The organism is Ancylobacter sp. VNQ12, from assembly GCF_049445835.1.
GTDB lineage: Bacteria > Pseudomonadota > Alphaproteobacteria > Rhizobiales > Xanthobacteraceae > Ancylobacter.
This window is the reverse complement of sequence record NZ_JBMSDU010000004.1, coordinates 101,717-119,573: the sequence shown is the minus strand read 5'-3', so window position 1 is coordinate 119,573 and position 17,857 is coordinate 101,717. Positions and strand designations below refer to the sequence as shown.

Below are 17,857 nucleotides of genomic sequence, written 5' to 3'. Positions count from 1 at the left end.
TTGCCAAACGCCAAGCCCCACCGGGCCCGCGCGCCAACTAACCCCCAGAGAACGCACCGGGGAGCGCATCACGGAACGCGATGCGCGCGGCCCGGTGCTCAGCACTGCGCCTTGCCGCATTTGCGCATCGCATCGAGCGCACCGCGGATCTGGTCGTGGCCGACCGCGCCGACGATGACCGCGTCGCCCACCACATAGCTCGGCGTCCCGTCGATGCCGAGCTGGTCGGCGATCTGCAGGCTCTCCTGCAGCGTGGCGTTGATTTCCGGGTCGGACAGCTTCTTTTCCAGCGCCGCCGTGTCGATGCCGACGTCGGCGGCAGCGGCGAGCGCCTTGGCCTTGTTGGCCTGACCGCGGTCGCCGAGCAGCTTCTGGTGGAAGGCGTAGTACTTGTCCGGCGCGACGAGGCGCACCGCGACCGCGACCTGCGCCGCCTCGACCGAGCCCGGCCCGAGCACCGGGAATTCCTTGAGCACGACCTTGAGCTTCGGGTCGTTCTTCACCAGCTCCTGCATGTCGGCCAGCGCCCGCTTGCAGTAGCCGCAATTGTAATCGAAGAACTCGACCAGCGTGACGTCGCCCTGCGGATTGCCGACCACGATCCCGCGCGGGGAATCGAAGATCTGCGGCTTGAGGGCGGCGAGCGCCTGCTGGCGCTGGCTCGCTTCGGCCGCCGCCTGCCGCTTCTGCAGCTCGGCGATGGCTTCCTGGATGACCTCGGGATTCTTGATGAGGTAGTCGCGGATGACGGTCTCGAATTCCTTGCGCTGGGCATCGTCGAGCGCGGAAGCCGGAGAGGCGCCAAATCCGGCGCCGAGGCCAACGCCGATGCCGATCGCGAGGCAGGCAGCGATCGCGCTGCGGCCGGCGCGGCGAAGAAGGGTCAGCGGCGGCATGTTGCGGTCTCCAGGGTCAAAGACAGATAGGCGTTGAAAGGGATCATGGTGTCGGCTTGCGCCGCATCGCTTCCTGCGGCGGCTTGAAATTCAGGATGTCGTCCGCCTTGAGCCAGCCGGGTGAGCCGAGCGCGAATCTGGACTTGGCGCGGGTGGCGAGCTCCCGCGCGAGCCGGTATTCGCCATTGAGCAGCGCCGATTGCGCCGAGGCGAGGTCGGCATTGGGATAGTCGCCGCGCTGGCCATAGGCCATGGCGAGATAGCGCCAGCCGATCGGCGAGGCGGGCTCGCGCTGCAGGCCGAAATTCAGCTCGCGGACCGCCTCGTCCATGGTCGCCTTGTCGTTGGTGGCCACCAGCGCCTGCCCGAGCAGCATGCGGATCAGCGGGGCGCCGTTCGACAGTTCGACCGCCCGGCGCAGCGGCGGCACCGCCTCGCGCGCCCGGCCGGCTTCGAGCAGGGCCTGCCCCTTGATCTCGTAGAAATAGGGGTTGCGCGGCTGCTCGGCGATGAGGGCGTCGATCTGGCGCAGCGCATCGGGAATGCTGCCGAAGCGATAGGCCGAGATGGCGCGCGCATAGCGTGCGGGCATGCCGGTATTGGACGGCGGATAGACCCGACCGACCGAGTCCGGCGTCTGGGTGAAGCCGACCAGCTTGGCGCGCATCATATCGTGCCGCGCCTGCAATTCCGGAGAATCCTTGGCGTTGAAATAGGGGCTCTTCTGCGCGATGTCGGTCAGCGCGGCGACGCGCTCGCTCGCCAGCGGGTGGCTCAGTACATAGGGATCGATGCGCTGGCTGATGAAGATCTGGTCGTTCTGCAAGCGCTGCATGGTGGAGAGCATGCCACGCGCCGACTGCTTCGTCGCGGTGAGATAGGAAACCGCCGAGCGGTCGGCCGCCTGTTCCTCGCTGCGCTGATAGGCAAGCAGTGAACGGCGCACCACGTCCTGCGGCAGCAGCATGGCGCCGGCCGCGGCGTTGCCCATGTTGGTGCCGGACGAGGCGCCCGCCGCGACACCGCCGACCGCCAGCAGCATGGCGACGATGGCGGCGGTCTGCGCGGTCTCCATCTGCTGGCGCATGCGCGCCAGATGGCCGCCGGCGATGTGGCCGGTCTCGTGGGCGAGAACGCCGATGATCTCGTTCGGCGTATCCGACTTCTTCAGCGTGCCGGTGTTGATGAAGATGCGCTTGCCGTCGGCGACGAAGGCGTTGAAGGAATCGTCGCCGATCAGCACGACCTGGATGTTCTGCTGCTGCAACCCGGCGGCCTTGTAAATCGGCCGCGTATAGTCGCGCATCAGCTGCTCGATCTCGGCATCGCGGATGATGGTCGGCTGCTGGCGCGTCTGCGCCCAACCGGAGCCAGGCATGCCGGACAGTCCCGCGAAGCAGGCCAGGCCCGCCGTAGCTCCGCGCAGCACCCGGCACAGCCGCGACGGTGCGGTGGCGGGCGTATGCCGAAGCGAGGGGTTGTCAAGGCAGGGCAGAAGCATCATCCATCGACTGCACGAGGCTGGGCGGACTTGAGGCTGTCCCGAGGTCAGCGTCAAGTCTCGCGCACATCATCTTCCATTGAACGCGGGCCGAGAGACCAGCCGTAGATTGCGGCGTGGGTGCGGCGGTTCCGCAAGGTTGAGCAATATGACCATCAGTTCTGCGATAACTCCGGAAACCGTCGGCAGCATTCTGGCGAGGGCTTCCCGGCGCAGCGAGATCGCTCCGTTCATCGTCATGGACGTGATGGAGCGCGCCGCGCGCATCGAGGCGGAGGGCGGGCATGTCATCCACATGGAAGTGGGCCAGCCGGCCGCGCCCGCGCCGCAGGCGGCGCGCGAGGCGGCCCGGCGCGCTCTGGATCACGGGCGCATCGGCTACACCACCGCGCTCGGCATCCCCTCGCTGCGCGCCCGGATCGCGCGCCACTATGGCGAGACCTACAATGTCGACCTCGATCCGGCGCGCGTGGTGGTGACCACCGGCTCTTCGGCCGGCTTCCTGCTCGCCTTCCTCGCCATGTTCGAGCCGGGCGACCGCGTAGCGATCGCCAATCCCGGCTATCCGCCCTATCGCCATATCCTCACCGCGCTCGGCTGCGAGCCGGTGCTGATCGAGACCGATGCCGCCTCGCGCTGGGTGATCACGCCGGAGGCGCTGGCGCAGGCGCATGCCAAAGCACCGCTCAAGGGCGTGCTGGTGGCGAGCCCGGCCAACCCGACCGGCACGATGATGCGGCCCGAGGCGCTGGCCGAACTGGTCCGCACCGCCGAGGGGCTCGGCATCCGTTTCATCTCCGACGAGATTTATCACGGCCTCGACTATGCCTTCCCCGCCACCACGGCGGCGGCAATCAGCCCCAACGCGACGATCATCCATTCCTTCTCGAAGTATTTCTGCATGACCGGCTGGCGCGTCGGCTGGATGGTCATGCCGGCGACGCTGGTGCGCGCGGTCGAGCGGCTGCAGCAGAACCTGATGATCTCGGTGCCGACGCTGTCGCAGATCGCCGCCGAGGCGGCGTTCGACGGCGCGGCCGAGATGGAGGCGGTGAAGCACGGCTATGAGGAGAACCGGCTGATTCTCACACAGGGCCTTCCCAAGGTCGGGCTGCCGGAGTTCCTGCCGGTCGACGGCGCTTTCTATCTCTATGCCGACGTATCGCGCTTCACCGACGATTCGGCCGGCTTCGCCCGGCGGCTGCTGGACGAGGCGCATGTGGCGGCGACGCCGGGCGTCGATTTCGACCCGCATCGCGGCCACCATTATCTGCGCCTGTCCTATGCCGGCGCGGCCAGCGAGATGCGCGAGGCGGTCACTCGCATCGGTGATTTCCTGCGGCGTGGCTGAGGCGCGGCGGCGGCACAAAGGAAAACGGCGCCCGAGGGCGCCGTTTCCGTTTCAGGAGCGTGTTCGAGCGCTCACTCGCCGAAGATCTTGCGCTGCCACCAGCCGGTGCGCCGGGGGCGCTCCGGCTCGGGCGCACTCGACGCCGGGGCAGGGGCCTCGACCGGAGCGGCCTCGACCGGCGCGGGCGCGGCGGCTTCCTCGGGTGCGGGGATTTCCGCGACCGGCTCGGCCGGCGTGGCGGGAGTGGGCTCCGCCTCGACCGCCGTCTCGGCGCTTGCGACCGGCGCGCGTTCGCGCACCGTGGAGCGGCGGCGGCGCGGCTTGGCTTCCGGCTTCGGCTCCTCGGCAACAGGCTCGGTCACGACCGGCGCGGGCTCGGCGGCAGCGCTTGCCGCCGGTTCTGCCGTGACCTCGGCCGGCGCTTCGGCCTCCGCGTCAGCCTTGGCGCCACGTGTCCGGCGGCCACCACGACGGCCGCGGCGCGGTTTCTCGTCCTCAGCCGGGGCGTCCTCGGCTGCCGGCGCTTCCACCGGCACGACGGCTGTCTCGGCAAGCTCGACCACCTGTTCGGCGGCCTCGGCGGCGATCGGCGCCTCGGGGGTCACCTCGGCCGCGCTGTCCTCGCCATCCTCGCCATCATCCTCGAACTCGGCACCGCCATTGTCCGTGCCGTTCTCGCCCGAAGCGCCGCCGTTCTCGCCGCCCTCACCATTCTGGCCACCGCCGCGCCGACGCCGACGCCGACGGCGCCGACGGCGACCGCCATCACCCTGCGGCTGCTCGCCAGCGGCGGGAGCTTCCTGCGGACGGCTCTCGCGCGGCGCTTCTTCCTCCTCGACCTCCGGCTCCTCGGCCTCGACGATCTCAAGGTCTTCCGGCTCGATGACCAGTTCCGGCGGGCGCGGCAGCGGGATCGGGTTGGGCACCGGCTCGCCGCGGTCGATGGCGAAGGGCACGAGGCCCGTCAGGCTCGCATCGGCGGCGATGGTGATGACGACGCCGAAGCGCTCCTCCAGCTCGTGCAGATGCGCGCGCTTGTGGTTGAGCACATAGAGCGCGTTCTCGGCCCGCGTGCGGATGACGAGGTTGTAGGCGTTGGAGCGCTGGAGCGTGTCCTCGGCCGCGCGCAGCACCTGAAGCGCCACGGAGGGCGAGGAGCGCACATGGCCGGTGCCGCCGCAGTGCGGGCAGACCTCGGTGGAGGACTCCAGCACGCCGGTGCGGATGCGCTGGCGGCTCATCTCCATCAGGCCGAAATGCGAGATACGGCCGAGCTGGATGCGGGCGCGGTCGTTCTTCAGGCATTCCTTGAGCTTGCGCTCGACCGCGCGGTTGTTGCGCTTCTCGTCCATGTCGATGAAGTCGATCACGACGAGGCCCGCGAGATCGCGCAGGCGCAGCTGGCGGGCCACTTCCTCGGCGGCTTCGAGGTTGGTCTTGAGCGCGGTGTCCTCGATATTGTGCTCGCGGGTCGAGCGACCCGAGTTCACGTCGATGGAGACCAGCGCCTCGGTCGGGTTGATGACGAGATAGCCGCCGGAGCGCAGCTGCACCTGCGGCAGGAACATCGCGTCGAGCTGGCTCTCCACCCCGAAGCGGGTGAAAACCGGTTGAAGGTCCTTGTAGATCTTCACGTTCTTCGCATGGCTCGGCATGAGCATGCGCATGAAGTCCTTGGCCTCGCGATAGCCCTCGTCGCCCTGGACGAGAACTTCGTCGATGTCCTTGTTGTAGAGGTCGCGGATGGAGCGCTTGATCAGCGAGCCTTCCTCATAGACCAGCGAGGGCGCGGTCGAGCCCAGCGTGAGCTCGCGCACATTCTCCCACAGGCGCAGGAGATATTCGAAGTCGCGCTTGATCTCCGGCTTGGTGCGGCTGGCGCCGGCGGTGCGCAGGATGACGCCCATGCCCTCCGGCACTTCGAGGTCGGAGGCGACCTCCTTCAGGCGCTTGCGGTCCTCGGCCGAGGTGATCTTGCGGGAGATGCCGCCGCCGCGCGCGGTGTTGGGCATCAGCACCGAATAGCGACCGGCGAGCGAGAGATAGGTGGTGAGCGCCGCACCCTTGTTGCCGCGCTCTTCCTTCACGACCTGCACCAGCATGATCTGCCGGCGCTTGATCACTTCCTGGATCTTGTAGGAGCGGGCGCGGGTGCGCGGGGCGGCGCGCTCGGGCACCTCTTCCAGCGCGTCGTCCGAGCCGACCTCGTCGACGATGTCTTCCTCGCCGGCAATTTCCTCGACCTCGCCGGTCGCTTCCTCGTCGTCGGAGCGGCGACGCGAGCGGCGGGCGGGAGCGGGGGCCTCGCCGTCCTCGGACGCTGCCTCGGAGACCGTCTCGTCACCCTCGGTGGCCTTGGCGGCGCCGCGGCGACGGGAGCGGCCACGCGGCTTGTCCTCGTTCTCCGCTTCGGCTTCCTTGCGCTGGTGGCGCTCTTCCTCGGCCAGCAGGGCCTGCCGGTCGGCGACCGGGATCTGATAGTAGTCCGGGTGGATCTCGCTGAAGGCGAGGAAGCCATGCCGGTTGCCGCCATATTCGATGAAGGCGGCCTGGAGCGACGGCTCGACGCGCGTTACCTTGGCGAGGTAGATGTTGCCGCGCAGCGGCTTGCGGTTGGCGGCCTCGAAGTCGAATTCCTCGACTCGGTTGCCGCGCACCACCACGACCCGGGTCTCCTCCGGATGGGTGGCGTCGATAAGCATCTTGTTGGCCATAGAACTCTCATATGCGGCTGCGGCAGCGTCGACGTCGCGAAGGACGCCGGACGGCTGTGGCCGAGCCTGTAAACATTGACCGGAAATTGGTCAGGGAGGAGGGAATAAGGAAGAGACGCCTCGCGTGCGGGGCGCGGACGGGATTGGCGCGAGACGGCGGCCCGGCGGTCACAAGCACAGCGGTTGAACCCGCTCCGCTGCTGATCCGCACTTGCCGGCTGACGCGTCATCGTATGGTGCCGTCCATTCCTCGACCGAACAGGGCAAGCCGCGACCGCGGGCGGCCCGACTCGAGGCATATGGCGGCGAAGCTCGCGGGCGCGCTCGATGCGAAGCAATCGATTGGCGAACCAACCGGCTGGCGAAGCGTGCGCTGATGCCGCGTCCGAAGGCCCGGAAACAACGTCGGCCGATGCGTGGTCATGACAGCGTTCGCGGCTGTGCCGCTTGCAGCGAGGTGGCGCGCCCACAAGAGCGCTGGCGCCATCCCCACCGGGCATCCCCATTTCTGGATCGCCCAACGCTGCCGGACCGCGATAGCCGGACGTCAAGCGAGCGACCCGGAATGCGAACCATATGCGTGCCCTTAATAGCGGCATGCGTGCCGATTTGGCAAGGATCGCGTCCGATCCGATCGCCGTGAGCCGTGGCCGGTACGCCACGCTGGCGCGTCCGTCGTCGTCGCGCGGTCAACCAATGGTTAACTCTAGGTTCCTAATTCGTTAGAAATGGCCTCAAGGGGGACCATTTCACCGCCCATGTTCCACACCCGCCCCAGAGGGCCGATGCCGGAGTTAGAACACCGACGATGACGTGGGGCGCGATCAAGTGGCGCGAGGCTATTTCGGGGCTCCTGCTCGCGGCGGCGCTGGTCGTGCTGTCGGGCAGCGCGCCCTCGATGGCCCAGGAGCCCGCGGTGGCGACCGACGCGCGTCTGGCGGGCGACGGCGAGCGCACGCGCCTGGTGGTCGATCTTTCGCGTGCCGTGCCGCTCGGCGCCTTCACGCTGGCCGATCCCTACCGCGTCGTCGTCGACATTCCCGACGTGGTGTTCAGCCTGCCGGCCTCGGCCGGGCAGGAGGGAAGGGGGCTGGTAAGCGCCTATCGCTTCGGCCTGTTCGCGCCGGGCAAGGCGCGCATCGTGCTCGATGTCTCGGGACCGGTCACCATCGACAAGGCGTTCGTACTGGAGCCGATGGACGGCCAGCCGGCGCGCCTCGTGGTTGATCTCGCCAAGACCGATCGCGTCAGCTTCCTGAAGGCCGTGGCGGCCCCGATCCGCCGGGCCGAAGAGCCGACCATGCCCCGGGGTGAGGCGCCGAAGGCCGGCGACATGCGGCCGGTGATCGTCATCGATCCCGGCCATGGCGGCATCGATTCGGGGGCGGTGAACCCGGCCTTCAACGTCACCGAGAAGGATCTTGTCCTGGCCATCGCCAAGCAGCTGCGGCACAAGCTCGACCAGACCGGGCGCTATCGTGCGCTGATGACCCGCACGCAGGATACCTATGTGGCGCTCGGCCAGCGGGTGCGGTTTGCCCGCGAGAGCGGGGCGCGGCTGTTCATCTCGCTGCATGCCGATTCGCTGTCGGCGCGCGATGGCGACGTGCGCGGCGCGACCATCTACACGCTCTCGGACAGGGCCTCGGACGCGGAGGCGCAGCGCCTCGCCGATTCGGAGAACAAGGCCGACATGATTGCCGGCCTCGACCTCTCCGAGGAGCCTGCCGACGTCGCCGGTATCCTGTTCGACCTGGCCCAGCGCGAGACCCGCAATTTCTCGGCGCAGTTCGCTCGGACGCTCGTGGGCCAGGTCGGCGATGCGGCGCGGATGCACAAATCGCCACTGAAATCGGCTGGTTTCAAGGTCTTGAAGGCGCCGGACGTGCCGTCCGTGCTCTTCGAGCTCGGCTATCTCTCCAGCGCCAAGGACCTTGAGCTGATGATGTCCTCGGACTGGCAATCGAGCGTGACCGATGCCATGGTGACGGCAATCAATGCCTATTTCGCGGCGCAGAAGCCGGGCGATGCACTCCCGGTGGCGATGCCCGCCAGCATGGACCGGGGCGCGGGCGAGCCGGTGGCGGGTGCCAAGCCCGCTCCGGCCGCGATTAGGCCATAGTTCACCCGCACACGGAGCCCCAGGGCGACGTCGGATACAGGACACGTGGCGCAACGGCGCGGCGCTGTCGCAGCTTATGAGGACAAGGCCGCATGCGGCTGCTTCTGCGGTTCTTGGGCTTTCTGTTCGCCCTCGGCACCATCCTTTTCGTGGTCGGTGGCGCGGTCGCCGGGTATTTCGTCTGGAAGTTCTCGCAGGACCTGCCGGACTACAGCCAGTTGCAGAACTACGAGCCGCCGGTGATGACCCGCATCCACGCGGCGGACGGCTCGCTGTTGGCCGAGTACGCGCGCGAGCGCCGGCTCTATTTGCCGATCCAGAACATTCCCGCCCTGGTGAAGGACGCCTTCATCTCGGCCGAGGACAAGAATTTCTATTCGCATGGCGGCATCGACCTGACCGGCATCGGCCGCGCGGGCTATGCCTTCCTGCAGAATTACGGCTCGGGCCGGCGTCCGCAGGGCGCCTCCACCATCACCCAGCAGGTGGCGAAGAACTTCCTGCTGACGAACGAAGTGTCGTTCGACCGCAAGATCAAGGAAGCGCTGCTCTCGCTGCGCATCGAGCGGGCTTATTCGAAGGACAAGATCCTCGAACTCTATCTCAACGAGATCTATCTCGGCATCGGCTCCTACGGCGTCGCCGCCGCCTCGCTGCTGTATTTCGACAAGTCGGTCTCCGAGCTCACCATCGCCGAGGCGGCCTATCTCGCCGCGCTGCCGAAGGGCCCGAACAATTACCATCCGTTCCGCCGCCACGAAGCCGCTGTCGAGCGCCGCAACTGGGTGATCGACCGCATGGAGGAGAATGGCTACATCACCGCCAAGCAGGCGGAGGAAGCCAAGGCCACCGACCTTTCCGTCACGCTGCGGCCGACCGGCGCGCACATCTTCTCGGCGGAGTATTTCGCCGAGGAAGTCCGCCGCGAGATCTTCGAGCGCTATGGCGAGGACAAGCTCTATGGCGGCGGGCTCTCGGTCCGCACGACGCTCAATCCCAAGCTCCAGCTCGCCGCCAAGAAGGCGCTGCTCGATGGCCTGACGCGCTATGACGAGCAGCGCGGCTGGCATGGCGTGGTGAGCCGGATCGACACCGCCGGCGACTGGGGCGCGCGCCTCGCCGATGTGCGCACCTTCACCGACATCCCCTGGCGCCTCGCCGTGGTGCTGGAATCGGACGCGCAGAGCGCGCGCATCGGCCTTCAGCCGCAGCGCGACCGTTCCGGCGTGCTGTCCTCCCAGCGCGATGTCGGTGTGATCACCCTCGACGGTGCCAAATGGGCCGTGCGCGGCAGCAAGCAGGGCGTCGCCAGCGTGCTGAAGCCGGGCGACGTGGTCTATGTCGAGCCTATCGACGGCAAGCCGGACCAGTGGCGCCTGCGCCAGCAGCCCCGTGTCGAGGGCGCGCTGGTTGCGATGGACCCCTGGACCGGCCGCGTGCTGGCCATGGCCGGCGGCTTCTCCTTCGACGAGAGCCAGTTCAACCGGGCCACGCAGGCGCAGCGCCAGCCGGGCTCCTCCTTCAAGCCCTTCGTCTATGCCTCGGCGATCGACAATGGCTACACGCCGTCGAGCATCGTTCTCGACGCACCGTTCGAGCTCAACCAGGCGGGGCAGGCGACGTGGCGGCCGGAAAACTATTCCGGCAAGTTCTATGGCCCGCAGACGCTGCGCTTCGGCCTTGAACAGTCGCGAAACGTGATGACGGTGCGGCTCGCCAACGATCTCGGCATGCCGATCATCGTCGACTATGCCAAGCGCTTCGGCGTGGTGGACAACCTGCTGCCGGTGCTTTCCATGTCACTCGGCGCGGGCGAGACCACCGTGCTGCGCATGGCCGGCGGCTATTCGATCTTCGCCAATGGCGGCAAGAAGGTGAAGCCGACGCTGATCGACCGCGTGCAGGATCGCTACGGCAAGACGATCTACAAGCATGACGAGCGCGAATGCCGCGGCTGCGACGCGGCGCAGTGGCAGGACCAGCCCGAGCCGACGCTGATCGACCGTCGCGAGCAGGTGCTCGACCCGATGACCGCCTATCAGATGGTCGGCATGATGGAAGGCGTGGTCCAGCGCGGCACCGGTACGGCGCTGAAGGCGCTCGGCAAGCCGGTGGCCGGCAAGAGCGGTACGACCAACGAGGAAAAAGACGCCTGGTTCGTCGGCTTCACTCCGGACATGGTGGTCGCGGTCTATCTCGGATTCGATACGCCCAAGCCCATGGGCAAGGGCTCGACCGGCGGCCTGATCGCCGCGCCGGTGGTGCGCGATTTCATGCAGGTGGCGCTGGCTGACCGGCCGGCGGTGCCGTTCCGCGTGCCGCCGGGCATCAAGCTGATCCGCATCAATCCGAAAACCGGCCTGCGGGCCGGACCGGGCGAGAACTCCATCCTCGAAGCCTTCAAGCCCGGCACGGCGCCGCCGGACAGCTATTCTGTGATCGGCGCCACCGACGCCAATGGTCAGCCCGTCGGCGTTTCGCCGGAAGCGGACCGCGCGATCGGCGGCAGCGGCACGGGCGGGCTCTACTGAGGCCCGCCCCCGGCGCTCGCGTCAGCCCTCATGCGGCGTGGCACGGAAGGCTGGCAGCGCCTCGGCCCGCGATGCGAAGGCGGCAAGGTGCGGAAAATCGTCGTCGCGGACGATGTCCGGGACGAGATTGCGCGAAAACGTCCACGCGACGGCCGTGCTGATGTCTGCCTGTAGCGGACGCTCGCCGGCCAGCCAGTCGGCACGCCCCACGACTTCCGCTTCCAGGAGACCGTAGGCTGCGAGCAACTGGCGACGTACCCGGTCGATCCAGGGCTGGTGCTGCTTCTCGGTCGGACGCAACTCGCGCTCATAGACGATCTGCACGGCCTTCTCGCAGGCGGCCAGCGCGAGCCCGACGATGCGCTGGGCGCGGGCATGCGTCGGGATATCCGTCGGGGCGAGGCTGAGCCGGGGATCGGCGAGGCGCTCGGCATGTTCGAGGATCAGGCTCGATTCCATCAGCACGATGCCCTCGTCGGTCACCAGCGTCGGGGCCTTCACCACCGGATTGATGGCGGTGAAGGCATCGTAGTGGCGGAACACCGACAAGGGCTCGTGGACATAGGGCAGGTCGAGCAATGTCAGCGAAATCGCGACGCGGCGGACGTAGGGCGAATCCAGCATGCCGATGAGGCGCATCTCGTTCTCCAATAGGGAAGGCGAGGGCCAGCATGGCAGGGACGCGCGCGGCCGGACATGCTAACTCATCGGCGAAACGAGGAATTTGCCGATGGATTCAAGGTCGCTTCCGCTTCTCTCGCGCCATGTCCGCGAGGCGGGGCTGGATGACAAGGATGTCGAGATCCTCGAAGCGTTGCAGCAGGACGGCCGCATGCCGCTGTCCGAGCTCGGCCGGCGGATCGGTCTGTCACAGCCGGCGACCTCCGAGCGGGTGAAGCGGCTGGAGGAGCGCGGCGTCATCACCGGCTATGGCGCGCGGATCAGCCTGCCCGCGCTCGGTCTCAACATGACGGCGATCATCCGGCTGAAGACCACGCACGAGCATATACGCGCCTGCCTGAAGCAGTTCGACGAGCTGCCGCACATCGTGGAGGTGCATCGTGTCACCGGCGATGACTGCTTCATCCTCAAGGCCATCGTGCCGGCGCCGGAATATCTGGCGACCATTGTCGACGCCATCGGGCGCTTTGGCGCCGTCACCACATCGGTCGTGCTGCGCAGCGAGGAACCCAAACCCATCGGCCGCGCGCTGATGACCGTTGCACGCTTCGGTGCGTGAGGTCTCATAGCGTCGGGCGGGGCGTTTACAGTCCGGGTCAACGCCTCTATTTTCCGCCGCCTTCCGCGTCGTCCGGCGCGTCCTTCTGAGAGTGAGTGAACATGCGCGCCGAGCTCGCCACGAGCGTCGACGAAATCCGCGAAGCCGCCGGCCTGCTGCGGCAGCACATCGATTTCGACCGTTCCAAGGCCCGACTCGCCGAGCTGAATGCGCTCGCCGAGGACCCCAATCTGTGGAACGACCCCGAGCGCGCGCAGAAGCTGATGCAGGAGCGCGGTACGCTGGAGGACGGGCTCAATTCGCTGGAGCGGATCGAGCGCGAGCTGAACGACAATGTCGAGCTGATCGAGCTCGGCGAGATGGAGGGCGACGAGGGCATCGTCTCCGAGGCCGCCGCCGCACTCGCCAAGCTCAAGGCCGAGGTCGCCCGCCGCCAGCTCGAGGCGCTGCTGTCCGGCGAGGCCGACGCCAATGACAGCTATCTCGAAGTCCATGCCGGCGCTGGCGGCACCGACAGCCAGGACTGGGCCCTGATGCTGCTGCGCATGTACACGCGCTGGGCCGAGCGGCGTGGCTTCAAGGTCGAGCTGATCGAAGAGTCGGCCGGTGAAACAGCCGGCCTCAAATCGGCGACCATTCTGGTGAAGGGTCACAATGCCTATGGCTGGCTGAAGACCGAGGGCGGCGTGCACCGGCTGGTGCGGATCTCGCCCTTCGACTCGAATGCCCGTCGCCAGACCTCCTTTGCCAGCGTCGACGTCTATCCGGTGATCGACGACCGCATCGTGGTCGACATCAAGGAAAGCGACCTGCGCATCGACACCATGCGCTCGGGCGGCGCCGGCGGCCAGCACGTCAACAAGACCGAATCGGCCGTGCGCTTCACCCATATCCCCACCGGCATCGCCGTGGTGGCGCAGGGCGATCGCTCGCAGCACAAGAACCGCGCCACGGCGTGGGAGATGCTGCGTGCCAAGCTCTACGAGATGGAGCTGAAGAAGCGCGAGGCGCAGGCCGCCGCCGATCAGGCCGCGAAGACCGACATCGGCTGGGGCCACCAGATCCGTTCCTATGTGCTGCAGCCCTATCAGCTGGTGAAGGATCTGCGCACCGGAGTCACCTCCGGCACCCCGCAGGAGGTGCTGGACGGCGATCTCGACCCGTTCATGGAGGCCGCGCTCGCCCAGCGCGCCTATGGCGGCGGGCCGGCGAGCGTCGACGACGTGGATTGAGCCTTCGGGCGGCGCGGCGCCTCAGAGCGCCTGCGCCGCCGCCAGCACCTCCTCGGCGTGCCCGGCGACCTTCACTTTCCGCCAGATTCGGGCGATGCGGCCGCCGCGGTCGATCAGCACCGTGGTGCGTTCGACGCCCATGTACTTCTTGCCGTACATGCTCTTTTCCGCCCAGACGCCATAGGCCTCCAGCAACTCATGCGTCTCGTCGCCGGCCAGCGCGAAACTCAGCCCCTCTTTCGAACGGAACTTCGCCAGCGCCTTGTCGGCATCCGGTGAGATACCGATGACGCGGGTATCGGCGGCGTCGAAATTGGGCTTCAGGCGATTGAAGTCGTGCGCCTCAAGGGTGCAACCCTGCGTTCCCGCCTTCGGATAGAAATAGAGAACCAGCTTCTGGCCATGAAATCCCGCAAGCGTCAGGATATCGCCAGTATCGGTCGTTATCGTGAAATCGGGAGCGGGAGATCCGGTCTCAATCGTCATCTGCCTTCCTTTCGGCGGTTTTACAGGTGAACGGCTAACCGAGCCGATCGGGCGACTCAGCGGAAACTTGTACGTAGGATCGCCGCCGAAAGATGTCGCTCCGTTGCCGGTGGGCGGGCATTATTACGAGGCTTCCTTGGATTCGGGCTGTTGATGACTGACGTGAAGACGCGGAAGGGGGAGGCTCGCGCGAAGCGAGGCGCCAAGCGCCCGCGCCTGCGTCGTGTCGCCAAGGCCGCCTGCGAAGCCATACCCCGTCGTCGGCGCCGGTGGCTGCGCATCTGCGGCTGGTCCGGCGGCGGCATGGCCGGTCTCGTCATGGCGGCGGCGGCCGTCGTCTATCTGCTGTTCTCCCTCGGCATCCTGACCGTGGACATGGCGCGTCCCTATGTGGAGCGAGCGCTGGAGGCCCGCCTCGGCCCGGGCCAGACGGTCGGCATCGGCGAGATCACGGCGGATCGCGCCGTCGATGGCGGCATGGTCCTGCGCGCGAGCAACATCGTCGTGCGCGACGCCGACGGCGCGGTCATCGCCAGGGCGCCGCAGGCCGATGTCGAGATGCAGGACACGCTGTTCCCCTGGGCCATGCGGCCACGCCGCGTCGATCTCGTCGGCGTCAAGGTGACGGTGCGCATCGATGAGCAGGGCGCTATCGCCATTTCGACGGAGGGCGGCAAGTCGCTGCAGGCGCCGCAGGTCGTCGAGACGTCCGCGCCGGCGGCCGGGCCGGAGGACGCGCCTGCCAGCGTTCCGGTTGCACAGGCGCCCCGGACGGGTGGCACCCCGGCGGGGGTACAGGCACCAGCGGCGGCGTCGGGCGACAAGGTGGCCTCGCCGCTCGGCCCGATCCGGCTCGCGGGCCTCGCTGCACTTGCCGAGAGTATCGACCGCGGCGGCTTCGATGGCGGCGATCTCGAAAGCGTCGGCCTGAAAGAGGGCGTCCTGGTGGTTCGCAGCGAACTGACCGGGCGGCAATGGACATTCGACGACATCGATCTCAGCATGTCGCGTCCCGAGGTCGGCGGCCTTGCCTTCGACGTCAAGTCCGGCGGGACCGACGGACCGTGGTCGGCGCGAGCCACCATCGGCGCACTGGTCGGCGGTCAGCGGGCGCTTGCGCTCTCCATCCGTGACCTCGCCCCGCGCGATCTCCTGCTCGCTGCGGGCAAGGCCGACGCCGACGTGCTGGCGACGTCGCCGCTCTCACTGGACTTCACGGCGCATATCGACACCGCCGGCACGCTGGTGGGAAGTGAGGGACGCCTCGAGGCGGGCGCGGGCGAGTTGCAGTTCGGCTCGGACGACGCCAGCCGGATGATCATCGACGAAGCATCGCTCGCCTTCAGCTTCGATCCGGTGCGTCACGAGATCGACGTCAAGCCGCTGATTATTCAGGCGGGCTCCTTTGCAGCCGAGATCGCCGCCACGGTCTCCGAGTTGCCGGACGGCACGTGGCGGACCAGGATCGGCACGGCACGGGCGAGCTTCGCCGGCGGCGGGGCGCATGCGCAGAAGGAACCGCCCTTCGTTCTCGATGACATTGCGCTGGAGGGGCTGTACGACCCCGTCGCCCGACGCTTTACCGTGCCCAAGGGCACGCTCAAGGGCCCGCTGGGTAGCCTGACACTGGGCGGCGCCGTCGACCTCGGCACCCCCGAACCGACGTTCAACCTCGATGTCAGCATGACGCCGATGCCGGTTTCGGCGCTGAAGCGCATGTGGCCGATCACCGCCGTTCCGGAAGTTCGCAGCTGGATCTACGACCACATCATCTCTGGCGACGTGACCCGCGCCGACTTCTCCCTGAACATGCCGCTCGGTTCGGTCGGCAATCCGGAGTGGAAGCTGCCGCCCGAGGCCATCTCGATCAACATCGAAGGCAGCAATGCGGAGCTGCATCCGGTTCCGGAGCTTCCCGCGGTCAAGGGAGCGAGCGTCTCCGTGCAGGGAAATGCCCGAAGCGTGCACGTGACCGCCCTCAACGGCACGGTCGACACGCCCGACGGGCGCAAGCTGAATTTGTCGCAGACGGTTTTCGACGTGCCGGAGACCGCAATGAAGGATCCGCCTGCCAAGGTGGTGGTGCAGCTGGATGGCCCGGCGGCGGCGGCGGTGGAACTTGCGGCCATGCCGCCCCTGCGCGGGGTTTCGAGCGAGCAGATAGACCCGGCTGCGGTGCGGGGCACCATCAACGGCACGGCGCAGGTCAACCTCACGCTGTCGAACCACATAACGCCCGCCGATGTCGACTACGCCTTCGAGGCAGATCTGACGGACTTCAGCGCAGACAAGGTTTTCCTTGGCCAGAAGCTCGACGACGCGACGATCCGCGCCTTTATGACGCCGGCCGCCACCGTGCTGCGCGGCGACGGCAAGCTGGGCGGCGCGCCGGCGAGCTTTGAGGTCACCAGGCCGAAAGTCGGCGATGCGACCTTCGTGGTGGCGGCCAATCTTGATGACGCGGCACGTACCAAGCTGAACCTCGATCTCGCCGGCCTTTCGGGGACGGTCGGGGTCAAGCTCACCGGTACGATCGGGCCCAAGAGCAAATCCGCCGATGTCGACCTCGACCTGACGGCCACCCGGCTGGCAGAGCTTGTTCCCGGATGGTCGAAGCCTGCGGGCAAGCCCGCGCGGCTCACGGCAAAGGCGACGGTGACCAATAGCGGCACGCGCCTCGACGATCTCGTCGTTACCGGGCCGGGCGTCAACATCAAGGGCGCCGTCGAACTCGATTCGAAAGCCTCCCTGATCAGCGCCAACCTTCCGACCTTCCAGCTTTCCGACGGCGACAAGGCGAGCGTGAAGGTCGAGAATGTCGACGGCACGATGAAGATCACCGTGCGCGGCGAGGTCATCGAGGCCCGCGCTTTCCTGAAGAACCTGCTTGAGGCACCGATAGCCGGGCGCAAGGATGAAAAGCCGCTGGACATCGACCTCGACGTGAAGCTCGACGTCGTGACCGGCAACAATGGCGAGACCATGCGCCAGGTCGTGCTGCGGCTGTCGCGGCGCGCCGGTACGCTGACCGCCTTCTCGCTCGGCGGGTTGGTGGGGCGCGACGGCGGCGTGACCGGCGAGCTGGTCAGCAAGGGTTCCGATCGGCCACAGCTGAGCGTGGCGACCACCGATGCCGGCGCGCTGCTGCGCTTCATCAATCTCTACGCCCGCATCTATGGCGGCGATCTCTGGATCAATGTCGACGGCCCGCGTGGCGACGGCTCGCCTCAGGCGGGCGTGGTCAACATGCGCGACTTCACCATTCGCGGCGAACCGGGGCTCGACCGGCTGATGGCGGCGGCTCCCGGGCGCGGCAGCGACGGCCGCCCCGCGCCCGGCGGGGTGGTGGCGTTCCGCAAGCTTCAGGTGGAGTTCGTGCGCAGTTCCCAGCAGCTGAACATCAAGGACGGCGCCATCTGGGGCCCGTCGATCGGCTCGACCTTCGACGGCAACCTCGATTTCGCCAATGATCGCGTCTCGGTGCGTGGCACCTATGTGCCGGCCTATGGGCTGAACAATCTGTTCAGCAAGCTGCCGGTGCTGGGATTCTTCCTCGGGGGTGGGCCCAATGAGGGACTCGTCGGCGTGACCTATGAGATCGTCGGGCCGCTGTCGGGGCCGACACTACGGATGAACCCCATTTCGGCTGTCGCGCCCGGCTTCCTGCGCAAGATCTTCGAATACCGCCAGGCGCCCGATCCGACACCGCCCGCGGTCATTCCAACCCGGTAGCGATGAAACGCGAATGGCCGGGACGAGCCCGGCCATTCGTTCGTGGAAACGT

11 protein-coding genes are annotated in these 17,857 nt (G+C 67.6%); 6 read left to right on the top strand and 5 right to left on the bottom strand.

Annotation, left to right across the window (positions count from 1 at the left end):
• Positions 1-98: 98 nt before the first annotated feature.
• Both ACO2RV_RS08400 and ACO2RV_RS08395 read right to left on the bottom strand, forming a co-directional pair.
• Positions 99-896, bottom strand: coding sequence for a DsbA family protein (locus ACO2RV_RS08400; protein WP_423291777.1), 798 nt, complete (start codon positions 894-896; stop codon positions 99-101).
• A 43-nt stretch (positions 897-939) separates the two neighbouring features.
• Positions 940-2,400 (bottom strand): M48 family metalloprotease, encoded by a 1,461-nt coding sequence (locus ACO2RV_RS08395; RefSeq protein ID WP_423291775.1) that lies wholly within the window; start codon positions 2,398-2,400, stop codon positions 940-942.
• Between the two features lie 145 nt (positions 2,401-2,545).
• On the opposite strand from ACO2RV_RS08395, the gene ACO2RV_RS08390 reads away from it, so the two are divergent.
• Positions 2,546-3,748 carry a pyridoxal phosphate-dependent aminotransferase gene (locus tag ACO2RV_RS08390; protein WP_423291773.1) on the top strand — a complete coding sequence of 401 codons (1,203 nt, stop codon included), beginning with the start codon at positions 2,546-2,548 and terminating at the stop codon, positions 3,746-3,748.
• 71 nt (positions 3,749-3,819) lie between these two features.
• Here ACO2RV_RS08390 and ACO2RV_RS08385 read toward each other — a convergent pair whose 3' ends face one another.
• The gene (locus ACO2RV_RS08385) at positions 3,820-6,462 is read right to left on the bottom strand and encodes an Rne/Rng family ribonuclease (RefSeq protein WP_423291771.1); all 2,643 of its coding nucleotides are present in this window, start codon (positions 6,460-6,462) and stop codon (positions 3,820-3,822) included.
• An 808-nt stretch (positions 6,463-7,270) separates the two neighbouring features.
• Between ACO2RV_RS08385 and ACO2RV_RS08380 the strand changes: the two genes are divergently transcribed.
• Positions 7,271-8,584 (top strand): N-acetylmuramoyl-L-alanine amidase, encoded by a 1,314-nt coding sequence (locus ACO2RV_RS08380; RefSeq protein WP_423291769.1) that lies wholly within the window; start codon positions 7,271-7,273, stop codon positions 8,582-8,584.
• Between the two features lie 92 nt (positions 8,585-8,676).
• The gene (locus ACO2RV_RS08375; protein WP_423291767.1) at positions 8,677-11,115 is read left to right on the top strand and encodes a penicillin-binding protein 1A; all 2,439 of its coding nucleotides are present in this window, start codon (positions 8,677-8,679) and stop codon (positions 11,113-11,115) included.
• Between the two features lie 21 nt (positions 11,116-11,136).
• Here ACO2RV_RS08375 and ACO2RV_RS08370 read toward each other — a convergent pair whose 3' ends face one another.
• Entirely contained in the window at positions 11,137-11,754 is a 618-nt protein-coding gene (locus ACO2RV_RS08370; protein ID WP_423291765.1) for a glutathione S-transferase family protein, read from the bottom strand.
• Between the two features lie 91 nt (positions 11,755-11,845).
• Between ACO2RV_RS08370 and ACO2RV_RS08365 the strand changes: the two genes are divergently transcribed.
• Positions 11,846-12,355: an Lrp/AsnC family transcriptional regulator gene (locus ACO2RV_RS08365; protein WP_423291763.1), complete on the top strand. Its 510-nt coding sequence runs from the start codon at positions 11,846-11,848 to the stop codon at positions 12,353-12,355.
• A gap of 101 nt (positions 12,356-12,456) precedes the next feature.
• Positions 12,457-13,587, top strand: a complete 1,131-nt coding sequence (prfB, locus tag ACO2RV_RS08360) for a peptide chain release factor 2 (protein ID WP_423291761.1) — start codon at positions 12,457-12,459, stop codon at positions 13,585-13,587.
• A 21-nt stretch (positions 13,588-13,608) separates the two neighbouring features.
• Here prfB and ACO2RV_RS08355 read toward each other — a convergent pair whose 3' ends face one another.
• Entirely contained in the window at positions 13,609-14,073 is a 465-nt protein-coding gene (locus ACO2RV_RS08355) for a peroxiredoxin (protein ID WP_423291759.1), read from the bottom strand.
• Positions 14,074-14,226: 153 nt separating this feature from the next.
• On the opposite strand from ACO2RV_RS08355, the gene ACO2RV_RS08350 reads away from it, so the two are divergent.
• Positions 14,227-17,805 carry a DUF3971 domain-containing protein gene (locus ACO2RV_RS08350; RefSeq protein ID WP_423291757.1) on the top strand — a complete coding sequence of 1,193 codons (3,579 nt, stop codon included), beginning with the start codon at positions 14,227-14,229 and terminating at the stop codon, positions 17,803-17,805.
• Positions 17,806-17,857: the final 52 nt, after the last annotated feature.